Annotated in this window: 17 protein-coding genes and 5 tRNA genes; all 22 read left to right on the top strand. The window is 33.7% G+C overall.

The features are described 5' to 3' along the window. The first annotated feature begins 92 nt into the window (after positions 1 to 92). On the top strand, positions 93 to 320 hold the full coding sequence (locus Q4517_RS09705; protein WP_047790095.1) for a hypothetical protein: 228 nt from the start codon (positions 93 to 95) through the stop codon (positions 318 to 320). Then, positions 317 to 1321, top strand: coding sequence for a TrkA family potassium uptake protein (locus Q4517_RS09700; RefSeq protein ID WP_303508586.1), 1005 nt, complete (start codon positions 317 to 319; stop codon positions 1319 to 1321). Before Q4517_RS09705 ends, Q4517_RS09700 begins: the two co-directional genes overlap by 4 nt. Further along, complete coding sequence (locus Q4517_RS09695) at positions 1321 to 2220, top strand: SDR family oxidoreductase (protein ID WP_303508584.1); 900 nt, start codon at positions 1321 to 1323, stop codon at positions 2218 to 2220. The genes Q4517_RS09700 and Q4517_RS09695 overlap by 1 nt, the downstream gene beginning before the upstream one ends. 85 nt (positions 2221 to 2305) lie before the next feature. Then, the gene (locus Q4517_RS09690; protein WP_303508583.1) at positions 2306 to 4015 is read left to right on the top strand and encodes a sodium:alanine symporter family protein; all 1710 of its coding nucleotides are present in this window, start codon (positions 2306 to 2308) and stop codon (positions 4013 to 4015) included. A 12-nt stretch (positions 4016 to 4027) separates the two neighbouring features. Beyond that, on the top strand, positions 4028 to 4945 hold the full coding sequence (locus Q4517_RS09685) for a ComEA family DNA-binding protein (RefSeq protein WP_303508580.1): 918 nt from the start codon (positions 4028 to 4030) through the stop codon (positions 4943 to 4945). 31 nt (positions 4946 to 4976) lie between these two features. Next, a complete protein-coding gene (locus Q4517_RS09680) occupies positions 4977 to 6143 on the top strand; it encodes an acyl-CoA dehydrogenase family protein (RefSeq protein ID WP_115902085.1) in 1167 nt (388 codons plus the stop codon). 214 nt (positions 6144 to 6357) lie between these two features. After that, entirely contained in the window at positions 6358 to 6555 is a 198-nt protein-coding gene (rpsU, locus tag Q4517_RS09675) for a 30S ribosomal protein S21 (RefSeq protein ID WP_115902084.1), read from the top strand. An 84-nt stretch (positions 6556 to 6639) separates the two neighbouring features. Continuing rightward, positions 6640 to 7527, top strand: coding sequence for a tyrosine-type recombinase/integrase (locus tag Q4517_RS09670; RefSeq protein WP_303508578.1), 888 nt, complete (start codon positions 6640 to 6642; stop codon positions 7525 to 7527). A gap of 14 nt (positions 7528 to 7541) precedes the next feature. Next, positions 7542 to 7862, top strand: a complete 321-nt coding sequence (gene hpf, locus Q4517_RS09665; RefSeq protein WP_303508575.1) for a ribosome hibernation-promoting factor, HPF/YfiA family — start codon at positions 7542 to 7544, stop codon at positions 7860 to 7862. A gap of 98 nt (positions 7863 to 7960) precedes the next feature. Further along, positions 7961 to 8034 (top strand) — tRNA-Thr (locus tag Q4517_RS09660). 41 nt (positions 8035 to 8075) lie between these two features. Next, positions 8076 to 8158 (top strand) — tRNA-Tyr (locus tag Q4517_RS09655). A gap of 21 nt (positions 8159 to 8179) precedes the next feature. After that, positions 8180 to 8252 (top strand) — tRNA-Gly (locus Q4517_RS09650). Between the two features lie 11 nt (positions 8253 to 8263). Then, positions 8264 to 8336: transfer RNA gene (locus Q4517_RS09645), tRNA-Thr, on the top strand. Between the two features lie 75 nt (positions 8337 to 8411). Further along, complete coding sequence (tuf, locus tag Q4517_RS09640) at positions 8412 to 9599, top strand: elongation factor Tu (protein WP_303508572.1); 1188 nt, start codon at positions 8412 to 8414, stop codon at positions 9597 to 9599. Between the two features lie 59 nt (positions 9600 to 9658). Beyond that, a tRNA-Trp gene (locus Q4517_RS09635) sits at positions 9659 to 9731 on the top strand. 53 nt (positions 9732 to 9784) lie between these two features. Then, a complete protein-coding gene (secE, locus tag Q4517_RS09630) occupies positions 9785 to 9976 on the top strand; it encodes a preprotein translocase subunit SecE (protein WP_047790104.1) in 192 nt (63 codons plus the stop codon). 2 nt (positions 9977 to 9978) lie between these two features. Beyond that, positions 9979 to 10527, top strand: coding sequence for a transcription termination/antitermination protein NusG (nusG, locus tag Q4517_RS09625; protein WP_099214163.1), 549 nt, complete (start codon positions 9979 to 9981; stop codon positions 10525 to 10527). A 64-nt stretch (positions 10528 to 10591) separates the two neighbouring features. After that, entirely contained in the window at positions 10592 to 11029 is a 438-nt protein-coding gene (rplK, locus tag Q4517_RS09620; RefSeq protein ID WP_047790105.1) for a 50S ribosomal protein L11, read from the top strand. A gap of 20 nt (positions 11030 to 11049) precedes the next feature. Beyond that, positions 11050 to 11739, top strand: coding sequence for a 50S ribosomal protein L1 (gene rplA / locus Q4517_RS09615; protein ID WP_115902080.1), 690 nt, complete (start codon positions 11050 to 11052; stop codon positions 11737 to 11739). A gap of 21 nt (positions 11740 to 11760) precedes the next feature. Continuing rightward, positions 11761 to 12276: a 50S ribosomal protein L10 gene (gene rplJ, locus Q4517_RS09610; RefSeq protein WP_303508552.1), complete on the top strand. Its 516-nt coding sequence runs from the start codon at positions 11761 to 11763 to the stop codon at positions 12274 to 12276. Positions 12277 to 12326: 50 nt separating this feature from the next. Next, the gene (gene rplL, locus Q4517_RS09605; protein WP_303508550.1) at positions 12327 to 12701 is read left to right on the top strand and encodes a 50S ribosomal protein L7/L12; all 375 of its coding nucleotides are present in this window, start codon (positions 12327 to 12329) and stop codon (positions 12699 to 12701) included. A 241-nt stretch (positions 12702 to 12942) separates the two neighbouring features. Beyond that, the gene (gene rpoB / locus Q4517_RS09600) at positions 12943 to 16752 is read left to right on the top strand and encodes a DNA-directed RNA polymerase subunit beta (protein WP_303508548.1); all 3810 of its coding nucleotides are present in this window, start codon (positions 12943 to 12945) and stop codon (positions 16750 to 16752) included. Position 16753: the final 1 nt, after the last annotated feature.

The following is a 16753-nucleotide window of genomic DNA, read 5'->3' as shown; positions in this document are numbered from 1 at the left end:
AGCAAAGTTACCAAAACCAAATTTATTTTGAAGCAGCGATTATCAACAAATAAACTGAAAATAGTATATTGCGAATAAAACTTAATTAATAAATGAAATTTATAGATTTTGTAAGGCTTTTTTTTGAACGCCATGGTTTTAACGTGTCTTCCAGATTTGCTGATAGATTGGGTATGCGAGCTACTAATGTACGTTTGTTTTTTATTTATATATCATTTGTAACAGTAGGCTTGTCTTTTGGATTATATTTAACAATGGCTTTTTTACTAAGATTAAAAGATATGATTTATACTAAAAGAACATCTGTTTTTGATTTATGATAAACACAGTACTTCAATCAAGGTTATATAGAGCTATAATTTATTCCGTTTTAATAGTCATGGTAGGGGTTGTAGGCTACATGTTACTTTTTGACTATTCCTTTATTAATGCTTTGTACATGACGATTATAACCATTAGTACTATTGGTTTTGGAGAAGTGCATCCTTTTGGTACGGGAGAAAAACTATTTACTATCGGATTGATAATATCTAGTTTGTTTGTTTTTGGTTATGCGGTTTCTTCATTCTCAGAGTATTTAATTAGTGGGCAATTTTTTCATCAGTTAAAAATAAAAAAAGTGCAAAAAAAAATAGAACAATTAAAAGGGCATACTATCGTGTGTGGTTATGGAAGAAACGGTAAACAAGCTATTTCAAAATTAAAGAATTACAAAAAGCAAGTAGTCATAGTTGAAAAGTTCGACGAAATAGTCAGGCAGTTAGATGAAAAAGGAGTATTAGCTATTCAAGGCGATGCAACGCTCGATGAAACTTTATTAAGAGCTGGTATTATGAATGCAGAAAATCTAATAACGGCGTTACCTTCTGATGCCGATAATTTATTTGTAGTGTTAACAGCAAAGCAATTAAATAAAAACTGTAAAGTAATTAGCAGAGCATCTAAAGAAACGTCATATAGTAAGCTAAAAATAGCAGGAGCAGATAATGTAATTATGCCAGATAAATTAGGAGGCTCTCACATGGCATCTTTAGTGGTAACTCCTGATGTTATTGAGTTTGTAGATAGGCTAACTATTGAAGGAGAAACAACTGCTAATTTAGAAGAAGTAGCGATTAATGATTTACCAGAAAAATATATTGATAAAACAATATTAGATTTAGATTTACGAAAAAAAACAGGATGTACAGTAATAGGTTATCGCACTCCAAATAAAGATTACATCATCAACCCAGAGGCTTCTGTGAAGTTAGAAACAGGAGGGAATTTAATTGTTTTAGGACGTCCTGAGCAGATAGAAACACTTAGAAAAGTTTTTTAATGAAGAAAGTCGTAATAACAGGAAGTAATGGTTTGCTTGGACAAACTTTAGTAAACCTTTTATTGGAAGAAAAAGAAAGATATCAAACAATAGGTTTTTCAAGAGGAGAAAATAGAAGTGATAGAAGTGATTTTAATTATGTTTCAATTGATGTTACAGATGAAGTTTTGCTTTACAAAAAACTGTCTGAATACAAACCAGATGTTATTGTAAATACAGCAGCAATGACAAATGTTGATGAATGTGAAATAAATAAAGAAGCTTGTGATAAACTAAATATAGATGTAGTTCAATATCTTAAAAACTATTCTGAAGAAAATAATGCACATTTAATCCATATTTCAACTGATTTTATTTTTGATGGAAAGAATGGTCCATACAAAGAGACTGATAAACCAAATCCGTTAAGTTATTATGGACTTTCTAAGTTGAAATCAGAAGAGACCTTAATCCAGTCTAAGATAGATTATACTATTTTACGTACCATATTAGTATATGGAAAAGTATATGATATGTCACGTAGCAATATAGTATTGTGGGTAAAGAAAATGTTGGAAGATAGGAAAGAAATTACGATAGTAGATGATCAGTTTCGTATGCCAACTTATGTTGAAGATTTGGCATTGGCATGTAAATTGTCAATAGATAAAAAAGCAATGGGAGTTTTTAATATTTCCTCAAAAAAAATGTTGAGTATTTATGAAATAGCACAGCAAATAGCAGAAGTATTCATGCTAGACAAAAGCTTAATAAAATCAATTTCTACTGAAGAACTAAATCAAAGAGCTAAACGCCCAGCTACAACAGGCTTTGATTTGGAAAAAGTTAAGAAATACTTGGGGTTGGCTCCGAAATCATTTCAAGAAGATTTACAAAAATTTAAAGAAAAACTAACGTAAAAACTATATTTAACAACGAAAACTTGTTGTAAGTACATTTTTTTATGATATTGCGGGCTACTAATTCAAAAATCAAATACATATTATGAACAAAAAACTACTTGCATTGTTGTTTTCAATAACGCCGATGTTAACATTTGCACAGGAAAAAGGTTTAGATCAACAAATAGACGAAGCTTTTAAACCTATTTCTGATTTTTTTAGTAGTGTAATTTTCTTTCAGGTATTTGAAACCCCTTTTGTATTGATTTTGTTAGTGGCTAGCGCCGCTTTTTTTACGCTCTATTTTGGATTTCCTAATATCCGCCACTTCTTTACTGCAATTAATGTTGTAAGAGGAAAATATGAAGATATTGAAAAACATGGTGCGCAATTATTATATGGTGAAGATGGGATAGCTCAAGGAGTAGATATGAATGAGATTGATGATATTGAAGAGCATATAGAGAATATAGAAAGCTTACATAGTGATTTAGAAATTGATGGAGATATTAAAGACACTATTAGAGATGAAAGTCATGAAGGAGAGGTGTCACACTTCCAAGCGTTGGCAACAGCGGTTTCTGGTACGGTAGGAAACGGTAATATTGCAGGAGTTGCATTAGCGATTGCTTTAGGAGGTCCGGGAGCAACATTTTGGATGATAATTTGTGGTTTACTGGGGATGTCTACAAAATTTGTTGAATGTACATTAGGAGTGCATTATCGTGATGTGGGTGAAGATGGAACAGTATATGGAGGACCTATGTATTATTTATCAAAAGGATTAAAAGAAAAAGGTTTTGCGACTTTAGGTAAAATTGCAGCAGGAGCATTTGCTGTTTTCTGTATTGGAGGTTCTTTTGGTGGTGGTAATGCAGCCCAATCTAACCAAGCAACAATAGTGATTAAGGAGTTATTAGGTTTAGAGAGTACAGCAGCAGGAGCTATTATAGGTGTAGTATTAGCCATTTTAGTAGGTGTTATAATTATAGGAGGTATTAAAAGAATTGCTTCGGTAACTGAAAAAGTAGTTCCTTTTATGGCAGTGTTATATTTATTAGCTTGTTTGTATATTTTAGGAGTTAACTTTTCTTTAATAGACGATGCTATATCTTTAATTGTAACAGAAGCTTTTAATCCAACAGCAATTGGTGTAGGTGGTGTTATAGGTGTTTTGTTGGTAGGTTTTAAAAGAGCAGCTTTTTCTAATGAAGCAGGGGCTGGTTCAGCTTCAATAGCGCACTCAGCGGTAAAAACAAAATATTCAGCTTCTGAAGGTTTAGTAGCCTTGTTAGAGCCATTTATAGATACTGTATTAATATGTACAATGACGGCTTTAGTTATTATTATTTTTAATTTTGGAGGAGATGCGTCGGGAGCTACAATTTTTCAATATGGTGGTGACGGTGCTGGTTCTGTACTTATTGACGGAGTTTCTTACGAAGGGGCAGGAATTACTTCTAAAGCATTTGCAGCTTACATTCCTTACTCAAATTTGTTTTTAACTGTAGCAGTAGTACTGTTTGCTGTATCTACAATGATTTCTTGGTCTTATTACGGGTTGCAATCTTGGAAGTTTTTATTCGGTAGAGGTAAAAAAGCCGATTTAACATATAAATTTTTATTTTTAACTTTTGTGGTGATCGGAGCTGCGGCTAGTATGAAGTCTATATGGGATTTCTCTGACGCAATGATTTTTGCAATGGTGTTCCCTAACATGGTAGGTTTATATTTGTTAATGCCTGTAGTTAAAAAACAGCTGAAAAGATATATAGATGCTATTAACCTTAAGAAAGAAGCAGTAGAAGAATAAGAAATAAAACGAATGAAAATATTTAAATCCCATTTCTGGTATAATAAACACCAACGAAATGGGGTTTTCTTTTTGTTGTTTATCATTATTGTTTTACAATTAATATATGTTTATGTCGATTTTTCTTCCGAAGAAGCACAAGGTGTAAGCAAAAAGGAATTGATAGCTTTTCAGAATACAGTCGATAGTTTAAAGAGAATTGAACTGGATAAAAGAAAGCCAAAGCTGTATCCATTCAATCCAAATTATATAACTGATTTTAAAGGTTATCAACTAGGAATGTCACTTGAAGAAATTGACAGATTACATAATTACAGAAAACAAAACAAGTGGATCAATTCTGTTAAAGATTTTAAACAAGTAACAAAAGTGCCTGATAGCTTATTAGATAAGGTAGCTCCATATTTTAAATTTCCAGATTGGGTAAACGCTAGAAATAAAAGAAAAACTAAAAAGTTATTAGAAGCAAGGTTGAAAAGTGGTTATAAAGCTGGAAATAAAAAATCAACATACCTAAAACCAACTCTGAGTACCTCGGATATAAACAAGGCTACTCAAAAAGACTTTGAATTTGTAAGTGGAATAGGAGAAGTGTTGTCTTCTCGAATCGTAAAATATAGAGGTAAGCTACAAGGGTATTTACTTCCTGAGCAATTATATGAAGTATGGGGTTTAGATAAAGAAACAGCAAATAGAGTTCTACAAACTTTCGCTATAGTAGAAAAACCAACAATTAAAAAAGTAAATGTAAATACAGCGAGATTTAAAGAAGTGTTGAAGAATCCATATATCGATTATAAGTTATGTAAAAAGATTTTTGAATACAGAGATGAAGTAGCAGAACTCCAAGATATATCAGAATTAAGAAACATTAAAGATTTTCCACTAAATAAATACGACAGAATAATCTTATATTTGGAGGCAAAATAAACAAGCAACAAAATTTAATAAACAAGCCACTATGAATAGTATGTACTTTACCGAAGAGCACGAAGCCTTTCGTCAGAGTTTTAAAGATTTTTTACAAAAAGAGGTCGTTCCTCATATAAATAAATGGGAGAAAGAAGGCACGGTAGAGCGTTTTATCTGGAAGAAATTCGGTGAAATGGGATACTTTGGTTTAAATCAACCAGAAGAATATGGAGGATTAGGTTTAGACCTTTTTTATACTGTTATCTTTTTAGAAGAGTTACAAAAAATAAATTCAGGAGGTTTTGCAGCTAATATGTGGGCACATGCTTATTTAGCAATGACCCATGTAAATAAAGAAGGAGACGATCGAATTAAAAAAGAATATTTAACACCAAGTATCGAAGGAGATAAAATAGGGTGTTTATGTATTACAGAACCTTTTGGGGGAAGTGATGTTGCAGGAATGCGTACAACAGCAATAAAAAAAGGAGATACTTATGTGATTAATGGATCAAAAACATTTATTACGAATGGAGTGTACTCTGATTACTTAGTTGTTGCAGCTAAAACAGATCCAGAAGACAAGCATAAAGGAATGAGTATTTTTATTATTGATAGAGATACTCCAGGAATTTCTTCAACTAAATTAGATAAGTTAGGGTGGAGAGCTTCTGACACTGCAGAAATCGCTTTTGATAATGTGGTAATACCTGCTGAAAATTTAATGGGAGACGAAGGGAAAGGTTTTCCTTATATTATGCAGCATTTCGCTTTAGAGCGTTTAATAATGGGGATTAATGCTCATGCTCGTGCAGACTATGCAGTTGATTATGTTGTGCAATACATGAGTGAGCGTGAAGCTTTCGGGAAAACATTAGATAAATTTCAAGCCTTACGTCATAAGGTAGCAGAAATGGCTAGTAGAGTAGATATGTGTAGAGAATATAATTACTCTATAGCAAAACGATTGAATGATGGTATTTATGTCGTGAAAGAAGCGAGTATGAGTAAATTGCTATCTACTAAAATGGCAGATGAGGTTATTTACGAAGCTTTACAGTTGTTAGGAGGTTATGGTTATATGGAAGAATATCCAATGGCACGTTTATTACGTGATAGTCGATTAGGACCAATTGGAGGAGGTACTTCGGAGATTCTTAAAGAGATTATCGCAAAAATGATAATAGATAAGAAAGAATACAAGCCAGCAACATAGGTTGTTGTTTAAGATAAAAGTTAAAATCCTGCAATTGCAGGATTTTTTTATTTACATCATTTTTAAATCTAAAAAGAGGTGAAAATAATTTGATATTAAAGAATACTTTGTATATTTGCGGTCGAAAATTAAATAAAAAGGTGTAATCAACTGATATACTGTGTGTTGTCAGTTTTTAATATATATAGACTACAATGAAAGGAGGTGCAAAAATATGTTAATCATTCCAGTTAAAGAAGGAGAGAATATCGATAGAGCGTTAAAACGTTATAAGCGTAAATTCAGCAACACTAAAACGATGCAACAATTACGTAACAGAAAGCAGTTTACAAAGCCATCTGTAGCAAAACGTGCTCAAATGATTAAAGCATCTTACGTTCAAGGATTAAGAACTCAAGAAGAAGTAGGATAGTAGTTATCCTTAAAATGTATAAAAACCTGTATTGATATCAATACAGGTTTTTTTTGTATCTTCAATTAATAAATAAGATAGATAATGCTAATAGAAGCTTTTTTGGAGTATTTAGAATTTGAAAAAAAATATTCAAAAAATACAATTCAAGCGTACAAAACAGATTTAATTACGTTTAAAGATTTTTGTGAGGTTGAGTTTAATCAGGAAGATCTAGAAAATATTCATTACAATCAAATTCGAACATGGATTGTCAGTTTGGTAGATAATGATGTGTCAAATAGAAGTGTAAACAGAAAAGTTAGTTCTTTAAAAACTTTCTATAAGTTTCTGCAAAAAATTGGTGAAGTTGCTACGAATCCATTGTCAAATCATAAAGCATTAAAAGCTCAGAAGAAAATACAAACACCTTTTGATCAAGGTGAGGTAAAAGAAGTTTTAGGATTAATAAAAGAGGGTACTGATTTTGAATCAGTAAGAGATCGGTTAATCATAGAAATGTTGTATTCAACAGGGATGAGAAGGGTTGAGTTAATAAATGTTAAAGAGAAAGATATAGATTACACAAGTAAAACAATAAAAGTATTAGGAAAAAGAAATAAAGAAAGGTATGTAACAATCTTACCGTCAGTTTATAAAACTCTAGAAGAATATTTAAGTAAAAAAAAGAAGTTAGAAGAGGTGGATATGGAGGTGCTTTTTGTAACTAAAAAAGGAGTTAAAATTTATGAAACTCTTGTTTACCGGATAATAAATTTGTACTTTAGTAGGGTGTCTACAAAAGCTAAAAAAAGCCCTCATATATTAAGGCATGCTTTTGCTACACATTTACTTAATAATGGTGCGTCGTTAAATTCGGTTAAAGAATTGCTAGGACATTCAAGTTTAGCCTCCACCCAAGTATATACGCACAATAGCTTGGAGCAAATAAAAAAAGTGTATAACAAGGCTCATCCTAGAGAGCCAACTTAAAAGATCGAAGAATTATGAAGGTATTCACACAATCAGTAAATTTCTCAGCAGACCAAAAACTAATAGATTTCATTGAGAAAAAAATAGGAGGGTTAGAAAAGTTTCATGATAAGATCGTTGATGCAGAGGTGTTTTTAAAAGTGCAAAAAACGAGCGAGAAGGAAAATAAAATTACTGAAGTAAAAATTAATATTCCAGGAAGTGAATTAATTGTGAAGAAACAAAATAAAACCTTTGAAGAAGGTGTTAGTGTATCGGTCGAATCTTTAAAACGACAGTTGCAAAAATCAAAAGAAAAATCAAAAGAAAAACCTAAGGATGCCTTAGTGTCATAAAAACGATAAAAAATAATTAAAAAAGTTTTAAAAATTAAAAATTACTTTTTACATTTGCAGTCCGTTAGAAATAGCGGATTGTTTTTTTTATAGCAAAAGCCGATGTAGCTCAGCTGGCTAGAGCAGCTGATTTGTAATCAGCAGGTCGTGGGTTCGAGTCCCTCCATCGGCTCTAAAAGAATAAAAGTTCATTAAAATACTGTTTAAGGTTTAGGGGAGATTCCAGAGCGGCCAAATGGGACGGACTGTAACTCCGTTGTCTTACGACTTCGCAGGTTCGAATCCTGCTCTCCCCACTATCTTAATGAAATTTTATTGCGGGAGTAGCTCAGTTGGTAGAGCGTCAGCCTTCCAAGCTGAATGTCGCCAGTTCGAACCTGGTCTCCCGCTCTAAATTCGTTGCCGACATAGCTCAGTTGGTAGAGCGCATCCTTGGTAGGGATGAGGTCACGGGTTCAAATCCCGTTGTTGGCTCTATTTTAGAGTTTGTTAGACAAGAGTTTAAAAATAACACTAAATATATTTAACTAAGAATTAAAATTAATAATCATGGCAAAAGGAACTTATGATCGTTCGAAACCGCACTTAAACGTAGGTACTATTGGTCACGTAGATCACGGTAAAACTACTTTAACTGCTGCAATTACTAAAGTATTAGCAGATGCTGGATTTTCTGAGCAGAGAGCTTTTGATCAAATCGATAACGCTCCAGAAGAAAAAGAGAGAGGTATTACAATTAACTCTTCTCACGTAGAATATGCAACAGCTAACCGTCACTACGCACACGTTGACTGTCCAGGTCACGCGGATTACGTAAAGAACATGGTAACTGGTGCTGCACAAATGGATGGTGCTATCTTAGTAGTAGCTGCTACAGATGGTCCAATGCCACAAACTCGTGAGCACATCTTATTAGGTCGTCAGGTAGGTATTCCACGTATCGTTGTTTTCTTAAACAAAGTTGATATGGTTGATGACGAGGAGTTATTAGAGTTAGTAGAAATGGAAGTAAGAGATTTATTATCTTTCTATGAATATGATGGAGATAATGGTCCTGTAGTTTCTGGTTCTGCTTTAGGTGCATTAAACGGAGAGCAAAAGTGGGTTGATACAGTTTTAGAATTAATGGAAGCTGTAGATACTTGGATTGAAGAGCCACCAAGAGATACTGATAAAGATTTCTTAATGCCTATCGAGGATGTATTCTCTATTACTGGTCGTGGTACAGTTGCAACTGGACGTATCGAAACTGGTATTGTTAATACTGGAGATCCTGTAGAGATTATTGGTATGGGAGATGAGAAATTAACGTCTACTGTAACTGGTATCGAAATGTTCCGTCAAATCTTAGATAGAGGTGAAGCTGGAGATAACGCAGGTATCTTATTAAGAGGTATTGAAAAATCTATGATTAAGAGAGGAATGGTAATCTGTAAGCCAGGTTCTATTACTCCACACGCTAAGTTTAAAGCTGAGGTGTATATCTTAAAGAAAGAAGAAGGTGGACGTCACACTCCATTCCATAATAACTACCGTCCACAGTTTTACGTACGTACAACTGACGTAACTGGTAACATTGCTTTACCTGAAGGAGTAGAAATGGTAATGCCAGGTGATAACTTAACTATTATAGTTGACTTAATCCAACCTATCGCATTAAACACAGGTTTACAGTTCGCTATCCGTGAAGGAGGTAGAACAGTAGGAGCTGGTCAGGTAACTGAAATCTTAGACTAATTATAGTTTAATAATAAAGTATTAGGAGTCTCTTTTTAAGAGAGAGACTCCTTTAAAATACGGGTTTAGCTCAGTTGGTAGAGCACTGGTCTCCAAAACCAGGTGTCGGGAGTTCGAGCCTCTCAACCCGTGCAAAAACTAAAACGAGTTGTGGTGAAAACCGCAACTCGTTAAAAGGATAAAATATGAGTAACTTTGTACAATACATTAAAGATTCTTTTGAAGAATTAAATACCAATATGACTTGGATTTCTCGTGAAGAAGCTCAAAAGTCTACTGTAGTAGTTGCAGCATTTACAATTGTATTTGCTTTGGCTGTAGCAGGGATAGATAAGGTTTTTCAAACTGGGTTAGATAACTTCTTTAAAATGTTTTAATGATGGCTGATTCGGTGATGAAGTGGTATGTGGTTAGAGCTATTGGAGGTCAAGAGAATAAGGTAAAAACTTATATTGAGACTGAGATTGCTCGACATGGATTGTCTGATTTTGTAAACCAAGTAATTGTTCCTACAGAAAAAGTTATTCAAGTAAGAAACGGGAAGAAAATTAACAGAGAAAGAGTTTACTTTCCTGGTTATGTAATGGTTGAAGCTAATTTAGCAGGAGAAGTTCCTCATGTAATTAAATCAGTAACAGGAGTTATTGGTTTTTTAGGTGAAACAAAAGGAGGAGATCCAGTACCAATGCGTAAATCAGAAGTAAACAGGATGTTAGGTAAAGTAGATGAACTTTCTGTTAAAGATGAAAATATTGCAATTCCTTACACAGTTGGAGAAACTGTAAAAGTAATTGATGGACCTTTCAATGGATTTGATGGAACTGTTGAAAAGGTAAATGAAGAAAAGCGTAAGTTAGAGGTAATGGTTAAGATTTTCGGAAGAAAAACTCCATTAGAACTAAATTATATGCAAGTAGAGAAAATATAATTGTTACACCTATATTTAGATGAGTTTAAGCTTCCAATTTAAACACGTCGTTAAATCTTAAACAATGGCAAAAGAAGTAAGTAAATTAGTTAAACTACAAGTTAGGGGAGGTGCAGCGAATCCGTCGCCACCAGTTGGACCCGCTTTAGGTGCTGCCGGTGTTAACATCATGGAGTTCTGTAAGCAGTTTAATGCTCGTACACAGGACAAACAAGGTAAAGTATTACCAGTTGTTATTACAGTTTATACAGACAAATCATTCGAATTTGTTGTAAAAACACCACCAGCCGCAGTACAGTTATTAGAAGCGGCCAAAATTAAGAAAGGTTCAGGAGAACCTAATAGGAAAAAAGTAGCAAGCGTTTCTTGGGATCAAATTCGTGGAATTGCAGAAGACAAAATGGTAGATATGAATGCCTTTGAAGTTGAGTCTGCAATGCGAATGATTGCTGGAACAGCTCGTTCTATGGGATTAACAGTAACAGGTGATGCACCTGCTTAAACTTTAAAAGATATTTAGAAATGGCAATTACTAGAAAGCAAAAAGAAGCTCGTGCTAAAGTAGATAGCTCTAAAGTTTATAGCTTACAAGATGCATCAGCATTAGTTAAAGAGATTACAAACGTAAAATTTGATGCGTCTGTTGACTTAGCAGTACGTTTAGGAGTAGATCCTCGTAAAGCTAATCAAATGGTTCGTGGAGTTGTAACATTACCTCACGGAACTGGTAAAGATGTAAAAGTTTTAGCATTAGTTACTCCAGATAAAGAAGCAGAAGCTAAAGAAGCAGGTGCTGATTATGTAGGATTAGATGAGTACCTTCAAAAAATTAAAGGAGGATGGACTGATGTAGATGTTATTATTACTATGCCAAGTGTTATGGGTAAATTAGGTCCTTTAGGTCGTATTTTAGGACCAAGAGGTTTAATGCCAAATCCAAAAACAGGTACGGTAACAATGGACGTTGCAAAAGCAGTAACCGAAGTAAAAGCTGGTAAAATTGACTTTAAAGTTGATAAAACTGGTATTGTACACGCAGCAATTGGAAAAGTATCTTTTGATGCTAAAAAGATTGAAGAAAACGCAAACGAGTTATTGCAAACACTTATTAAATTAAAGCCAACTGCGGCAAAAGGAACTTATATTAAGAGTATTTTTATGTCTTCAACAATGAGTCCTAGTGTTGCAATAGATGAAAAATCTGTATCATAAGGCAGTTAAAACTTTTTAATTATGACTAGAGAGGAAAAATCACAAGTAATACAAGATTTAACAGCACAATTAGCAGATACAAGTACCATCTATTTAGCAGATATTTCTGGATTAGATGCTACTACTACATCTAACTTACGTAGAGCTTGTTTTAAAGCAAACGTACAATTGGCTGTTGTAAAGAACACATTGCTTTCAAAAGCAATGGAAGCTTCTGATAAAGATTTTGGAGAGTTACCAGATGTATTAAAAGGAAATACTTCAATGTTAATTGCTGAGGCAGCAAATGCGCCAGCAAAAGTTATCAAAGAGTTCAGAAAAAAATCAGACAAGCCTTTATTAAAAGGAGCATATGTTGAAGAAGCAGTTTATGTTGGTGATGACCAATTAGACGCTCTTGTTAACATTAAGTCTAGAGAAGAACTTATTGGAGATATTATTACCTTATTACAATCTCCTGCGAAGAATGTTGTTTCAGCATTACAATCAGGTGGTGGTAAGTTATCAGGTATCTTACAAACATTATCAGAGAAATAATTACGCGCACTAATAAACTAAATAAATAAAATTTTTAAAAAACAATTAAAATGGCAGATTTAAAAGATTTCGCAGAACAATTAGTTAACTTAACAGTAAAAGAAGTTAATGAATTAGCTGATATTTTAAAAGAAGAGTATGGTATTGAGCCAGCAGCAGCTGCAGTAGCAGTAGCAGGACCAGCAGCAGGTGGTGGTGATGCAGCTGAAGAAAAAACTGAGTTTGATGTAATCTTAAAAGCAGCAGGAGGTTCTAAATTAGCAGTTGTAAAATTAGTTAAAGAATTAACTGGATTAGGATTAAAAGAAGCTAAAGGTATTGTAGATAGCGCACCAGCACCAATAAAAGAAGGTATATCTAAAGATGAGGCAGAAGGTCTTAAGAAGTCTTTAGAAGAAGCAGGAGCTGAGGTAGAGCTTAAGTAAGCTATACTCCCGATTTATAAAAAAAACGGGAAAAAACAATAAAGGTTTAGGTACTAAAAACTTATGTTTTTAGTCCTAAACCATTTTGTGTATATATTCGTTCTTTATTTGTCACAATGTTTTTAATTGTGATTTTACGATTATAAAGTGCTGATTTTTAATCAGTAACAGCAATTAAAATTGCAGTATTGAAACAAATGAGTTTCAAAAATAATATTTTTAATTAAAAATAGCATCTCTTTTGGCAACGATAAATACTACTGAAAGAATTAACTTCGCGTCATCGCAGTTAGGGACTGATTATCCAGATTTTTTAGATATTCAGGTAAAATCTTTCCAAGATTTCTTCCAATTGCAAACTAAAGCTGAAGAGCGAGGAGAAGAAGGTTTGTATAAAACTTTCATGGATAACTTCCCGATTACAGATACTCGTAATCAATTCGTATTAGAATTTTTAGACTACTTTGTAGATCCACCAAGATACAGCATTCAAGAATGTATAGAGCGTGGATTAACTCACAGTGTACCTCTAAAAGCACGTTTAAAATTATATTGTACTGATCCAGAACACGAAGATTTTGAAACAATCGTTCAAGATGTGTACTTAGGTACAATTCCTTATATGACAAACTCTGGTACCTTCATCATTAATGGTGCAGAAAGAGTAGTTGTGTCACAATTACACCGTTCACCAGGTGTATTCTTTGGGCAATCATTTCACGCAAACGGAACTAAGTTATACTCTGCAAGAGTTATACCATTTAAAGGTTCCTGGATTGAATTTGCTACCGATATCAATCAAGTAATGTATGCTTATATTGATAGAAAGAAAAAATTACCAGTAACAACATTATTCAGAGCCATAGGTTTTGAAAGAGATAAAGATATTTTAGAAATCTTTGATTTAGCGGAAGAAGTAAAAGTTTCTAAAGCTGGATTAAAAAAAGTATTAGGGCGTAAATTAGCGGCTAGAGTATTAAAAACTTGGCATGAAGACTTCGTAGATGAGGATACAGGAGAAGTAGTATCTATTGAGCGTAACGAAATTATTTTCGACCGTGATACAATTATAGAAAAAGAACATATTGATGAAATAATCGAAGCAGGAACTAAGACTGTCTTATTACATAAAGAAGATAACTTACAAGCTGATTATGCCATCATTCATAACACATTACAAAAAGATCCTACAAACTCTGAAAAAGAAGCTGTAGAACACGTATATAGACAATTACGTAATGCTGAACCGCCAGACGAGGAAACTGCAAGAGGAATTATTGAAAAGTTATTCTTCTCAGAACAACGTTATAGTTTAGGTGAGGTAGGACGTTTTAGAATGAATACTAAACTTCAGTTAAATGAAGATTTAGATCAAAAAGTATTAACTAAGAACGATATCATAACTATTATCAAGTATTTAATTGAGTTAATCAATTCAAAAGCTGAAGTAGATGATATCGATCACTTATCTAACCGTCGTGTTAGAACTGTTGGAGAGCAATTAGCAGGACAATTTGGTGTAGGTTTAGCTCGTATGGCGCGTACTATTCGTGAAAGAATGAATGTTCGTGATAACGAAGTATTTACTCCAATAGACTTAATTAATGCGAAAACTTTATCATCAGTAATTAACTCTTTCTTTGGTACCAACCAGTTATCTCAGTTTATGGATCAAACAAATCCATTAGCAGAGATTACTCACAAGCGTCGTTTATCAGCTTTAGGACCTGGAGGTTTATCACGTGAAAGAGCAGGTTTTGAAGTTCGTGATGTTCACTATACACACTATGGTCGTTTATGTCCGATTGAAACACCTGAAGGACCAAACATTGGACTTATATCTTCTTTAGCAGTTTACGCGAAAGTAAACTATATGGGATTCATCGAAACACCATATAAAAAAGTTGAAGATGGTACAGTTTTAGGAGAAGATCCTATTTACTTAAGTGCAGAGGAGGAAGAAGGAATGAAGATTGCACAATCTAACTTACCAATTGCAAAAGATGGTAAGATAGAACGTGATAGAGTTATTGCCCGTGAAGAAGGTGATTTCCCAGTTGAAAGTCCAGAAGCAATTAATTATATGGACGTTGCTCCAAATCAAATTGCTTCGATCTCAGCATCGTTAATTCCTTTCTTAGAGCATGATGATGCGAACCGTGCATTAATGGGATCGAACATGATGCGTCAGGCAGTTCCATTATTACGTCCAGAATCTCCTATCGTTGGTACAGGTTTAGAGCGTAGAGTAGCAAAAGACTCTCGTATTTTAATCAATGCTGAAGGAGCAGGAGTAGTTGAGTATGTAGATGCCAACAAAATAACAATTAAGTACGATAGAACTGAAGAAGAGCGTATGGTAAGCTTTGAATCTGATGAGAAATCGTATAACTTAATTAAGTTTAGAAAAACCAACCAAGGTACTAACATTAACCTAAAACCAATTGTAAGAGTAGGTGATAGAGTTGAGGAAGGACAAGTACTTTGTGAAGGATATGCGACACAAAAAGGAGAATTAGCTTTAGGTAGAAACATGAAAGTAGCCTTTATGCCTTGGAAAGGGTATAACTTTGAGGATGCGATTGTGATTTCTGAAAAAGTAGTTCGTGAAGATATCTTTACTTCTATTCATATTGATGAATATTCATTAGATGTTCGTGATACGAAATTAGGAGCGGAAGAATTAACAAACGATATTCCTAATGTTTCAGAAGAGGCTACAAAAGACTTAGATGAAAACGGAATGATTCGTATTGGAGCAGAAGTAAATCCAGGTGATATCTTAATAGGTAAGATTACACCAAAAGGAGAATCTGATCCAACTCCTGAAGAAAAATTATTACGTGCAATCTTTGGTGACAAAGCTGGTGATGTAAAAGATGCATCATTAAAAGCTTCTCCATCGTTAAGAGGTGTTGTAATTAATAAAAAACTATTCAAACGCGCAGTAAAAGACAAGAATAAGCGTGCTCGTGATAAAGAAGCTATTGCAGCTTTAGAAGCATCTTATGTGTCTAAATTTGAAGAGTTAAAAGATGTTTTAGTAGAAAAATTATTCAACTTAGTATCAGGTAAAACTTCTCAAGGAGTTTATAATGATTTAGGTGAAGAAGTATTACCAAAAGGTAAGAAATTCACTCAAAAAATGTTAAATTCTGTTGAAGATTTTACACACTTACACGGAACTTGGACTACTGATAAAGATTTAAATTCTTTAGTTGTTGAATTAGTTCACAATTATAAAATTAAAGTAAACGATTTACAAGGAGTTTTACGTCGTGAGAAATTTACAATTTCTGTAGGAGACGAACTACCAGCTGGAATTTTAAAACTTGCTAAAATTTATGTTGCTAAAAAACGTAAATTAAAAGTAGGAGATAAGATGGCAGGACGTCACGGAAACAAAGGTATTGTTGCACGTATCGTACGTCAAGAAGATATGCCTTTCTTAGAAGATGGAACACCAGTAGATATCGTATTAAATCCATTAGGGGTACCATCTCGTATGAACATTGGTCAGATTTATGAAACTGTTCTTGGATGGGCAGGACAAAAATTAGATCAAAAATATGCGACACCTATTTTTGATGGAGCAAAAATTGATCAAATAAATGCTTTAACAGACGAAGCTGGAATACCACGTTACGGACATACATATTTATATGATGGAGGTACAGGTAAACGTTTTGACCAACCTGCAACAGTAGGGGTAATTTATATGATTAAGTTAGGTCACATGATTGAAGATAAGATGCACGCACGTTCTATCGGACCATACTCATTAATTACTCAGCAACCATTAGGAGGTAAAGCTCAGTTTGGAGGTCAGCGTTTTGGAGAGATGGAAGTTTGGGCACTTGAAGCATATGGTGCATCAAGTATCTTACGAGAAATCTTAACTGTGAAATCTGATGACGTATTAGGTAGAGCAAAAACTTACGAGTCTATCGTTAAAGGAGAAGCAATGCCAGAACCAGGTTTACCAGAATCATTTAACGTATTAATGCATGAACTTAAAGGTTTAGGATTAGACGTTAAATTAGAAGAATAAT

The sequence above is a fragment of the Tenacibaculum sp. 1_MG-2023 genome, from assembly GCF_030547425.1.
In the GTDB taxonomy this organism is placed as follows: domain Bacteria; phylum Bacteroidota; class Bacteroidia; order Flavobacteriales; family Flavobacteriaceae; genus Polaribacter.
This window is presented reverse-complemented; position numbering and strand designations above follow the sequence as displayed.

What these genes read in the sequence shown, in the direction of transcription:
- rpsU (WP_115902084.1), top strand. Translation starts at nt 6,358, where the DNA reads ATGTTAATCATTCCAGTTAAAGAAGGAGAGAATATCGATAGAGCGTTA.
- Q4517_RS09700 (WP_303508586.1), top strand. Translation starts at nt 317, where the DNA reads ATGATAAACACAGTACTTCAATCAAGGTTATATAGAGCTATAATTTAT.
- Q4517_RS09690 (WP_303508583.1), top strand. Translation starts at nt 2,306, where the DNA reads ATGAACAAAAAACTACTTGCATTGTTGTTTTCAATAACGCCGATGTTA.
- hpf (WP_303508575.1), top strand. Translation starts at nt 7,542, where the DNA reads ATGAAGGTATTCACACAATCAGTAAATTTCTCAGCAGACCAAAAACTA.
- Q4517_RS09695 (WP_303508584.1), top strand. Translation starts at nt 1,321, where the DNA reads ATGAAGAAAGTCGTAATAACAGGAAGTAATGGTTTGCTTGGACAAACT.
- Q4517_RS09685 (WP_303508580.1), top strand. Translation starts at nt 4,028, where the DNA reads ATGAAAATATTTAAATCCCATTTCTGGTATAATAAACACCAACGAAAT.
- rplA (WP_115902080.1), top strand. Translation starts at nt 11,050, where the DNA reads ATGGCAATTACTAGAAAGCAAAAAGAAGCTCGTGCTAAAGTAGATAGC.
- secE (WP_047790104.1), top strand. Translation starts at nt 9,785, where the DNA reads ATGAGTAACTTTGTACAATACATTAAAGATTCTTTTGAAGAATTAAAT.
- Q4517_RS09670 (WP_303508578.1), top strand. Translation starts at nt 6,640, where the DNA reads ATGCTAATAGAAGCTTTTTTGGAGTATTTAGAATTTGAAAAAAAATAT.
- tuf (WP_303508572.1), top strand. Translation starts at nt 8,412, where the DNA reads ATGGCAAAAGGAACTTATGATCGTTCGAAACCGCACTTAAACGTAGGT.
- Q4517_RS09680 (WP_115902085.1), top strand. Translation starts at nt 4,977, where the DNA reads ATGAATAGTATGTACTTTACCGAAGAGCACGAAGCCTTTCGTCAGAGT.
- Q4517_RS09705 (WP_047790095.1), top strand. Translation starts at nt 93, where the DNA reads ATGAAATTTATAGATTTTGTAAGGCTTTTTTTTGAACGCCATGGTTTT.
- rplJ (WP_303508552.1), top strand. Translation starts at nt 11,761, where the DNA reads ATGACTAGAGAGGAAAAATCACAAGTAATACAAGATTTAACAGCACAA.
- rplL (WP_303508550.1), top strand. Translation starts at nt 12,327, where the DNA reads ATGGCAGATTTAAAAGATTTCGCAGAACAATTAGTTAACTTAACAGTA.
- nusG (WP_099214163.1), top strand. Translation starts at nt 9,979, where the DNA reads ATGGCTGATTCGGTGATGAAGTGGTATGTGGTTAGAGCTATTGGAGGT.
- rplK (WP_047790105.1), top strand. Translation starts at nt 10,592, where the DNA reads ATGGCAAAAGAAGTAAGTAAATTAGTTAAACTACAAGTTAGGGGAGGT.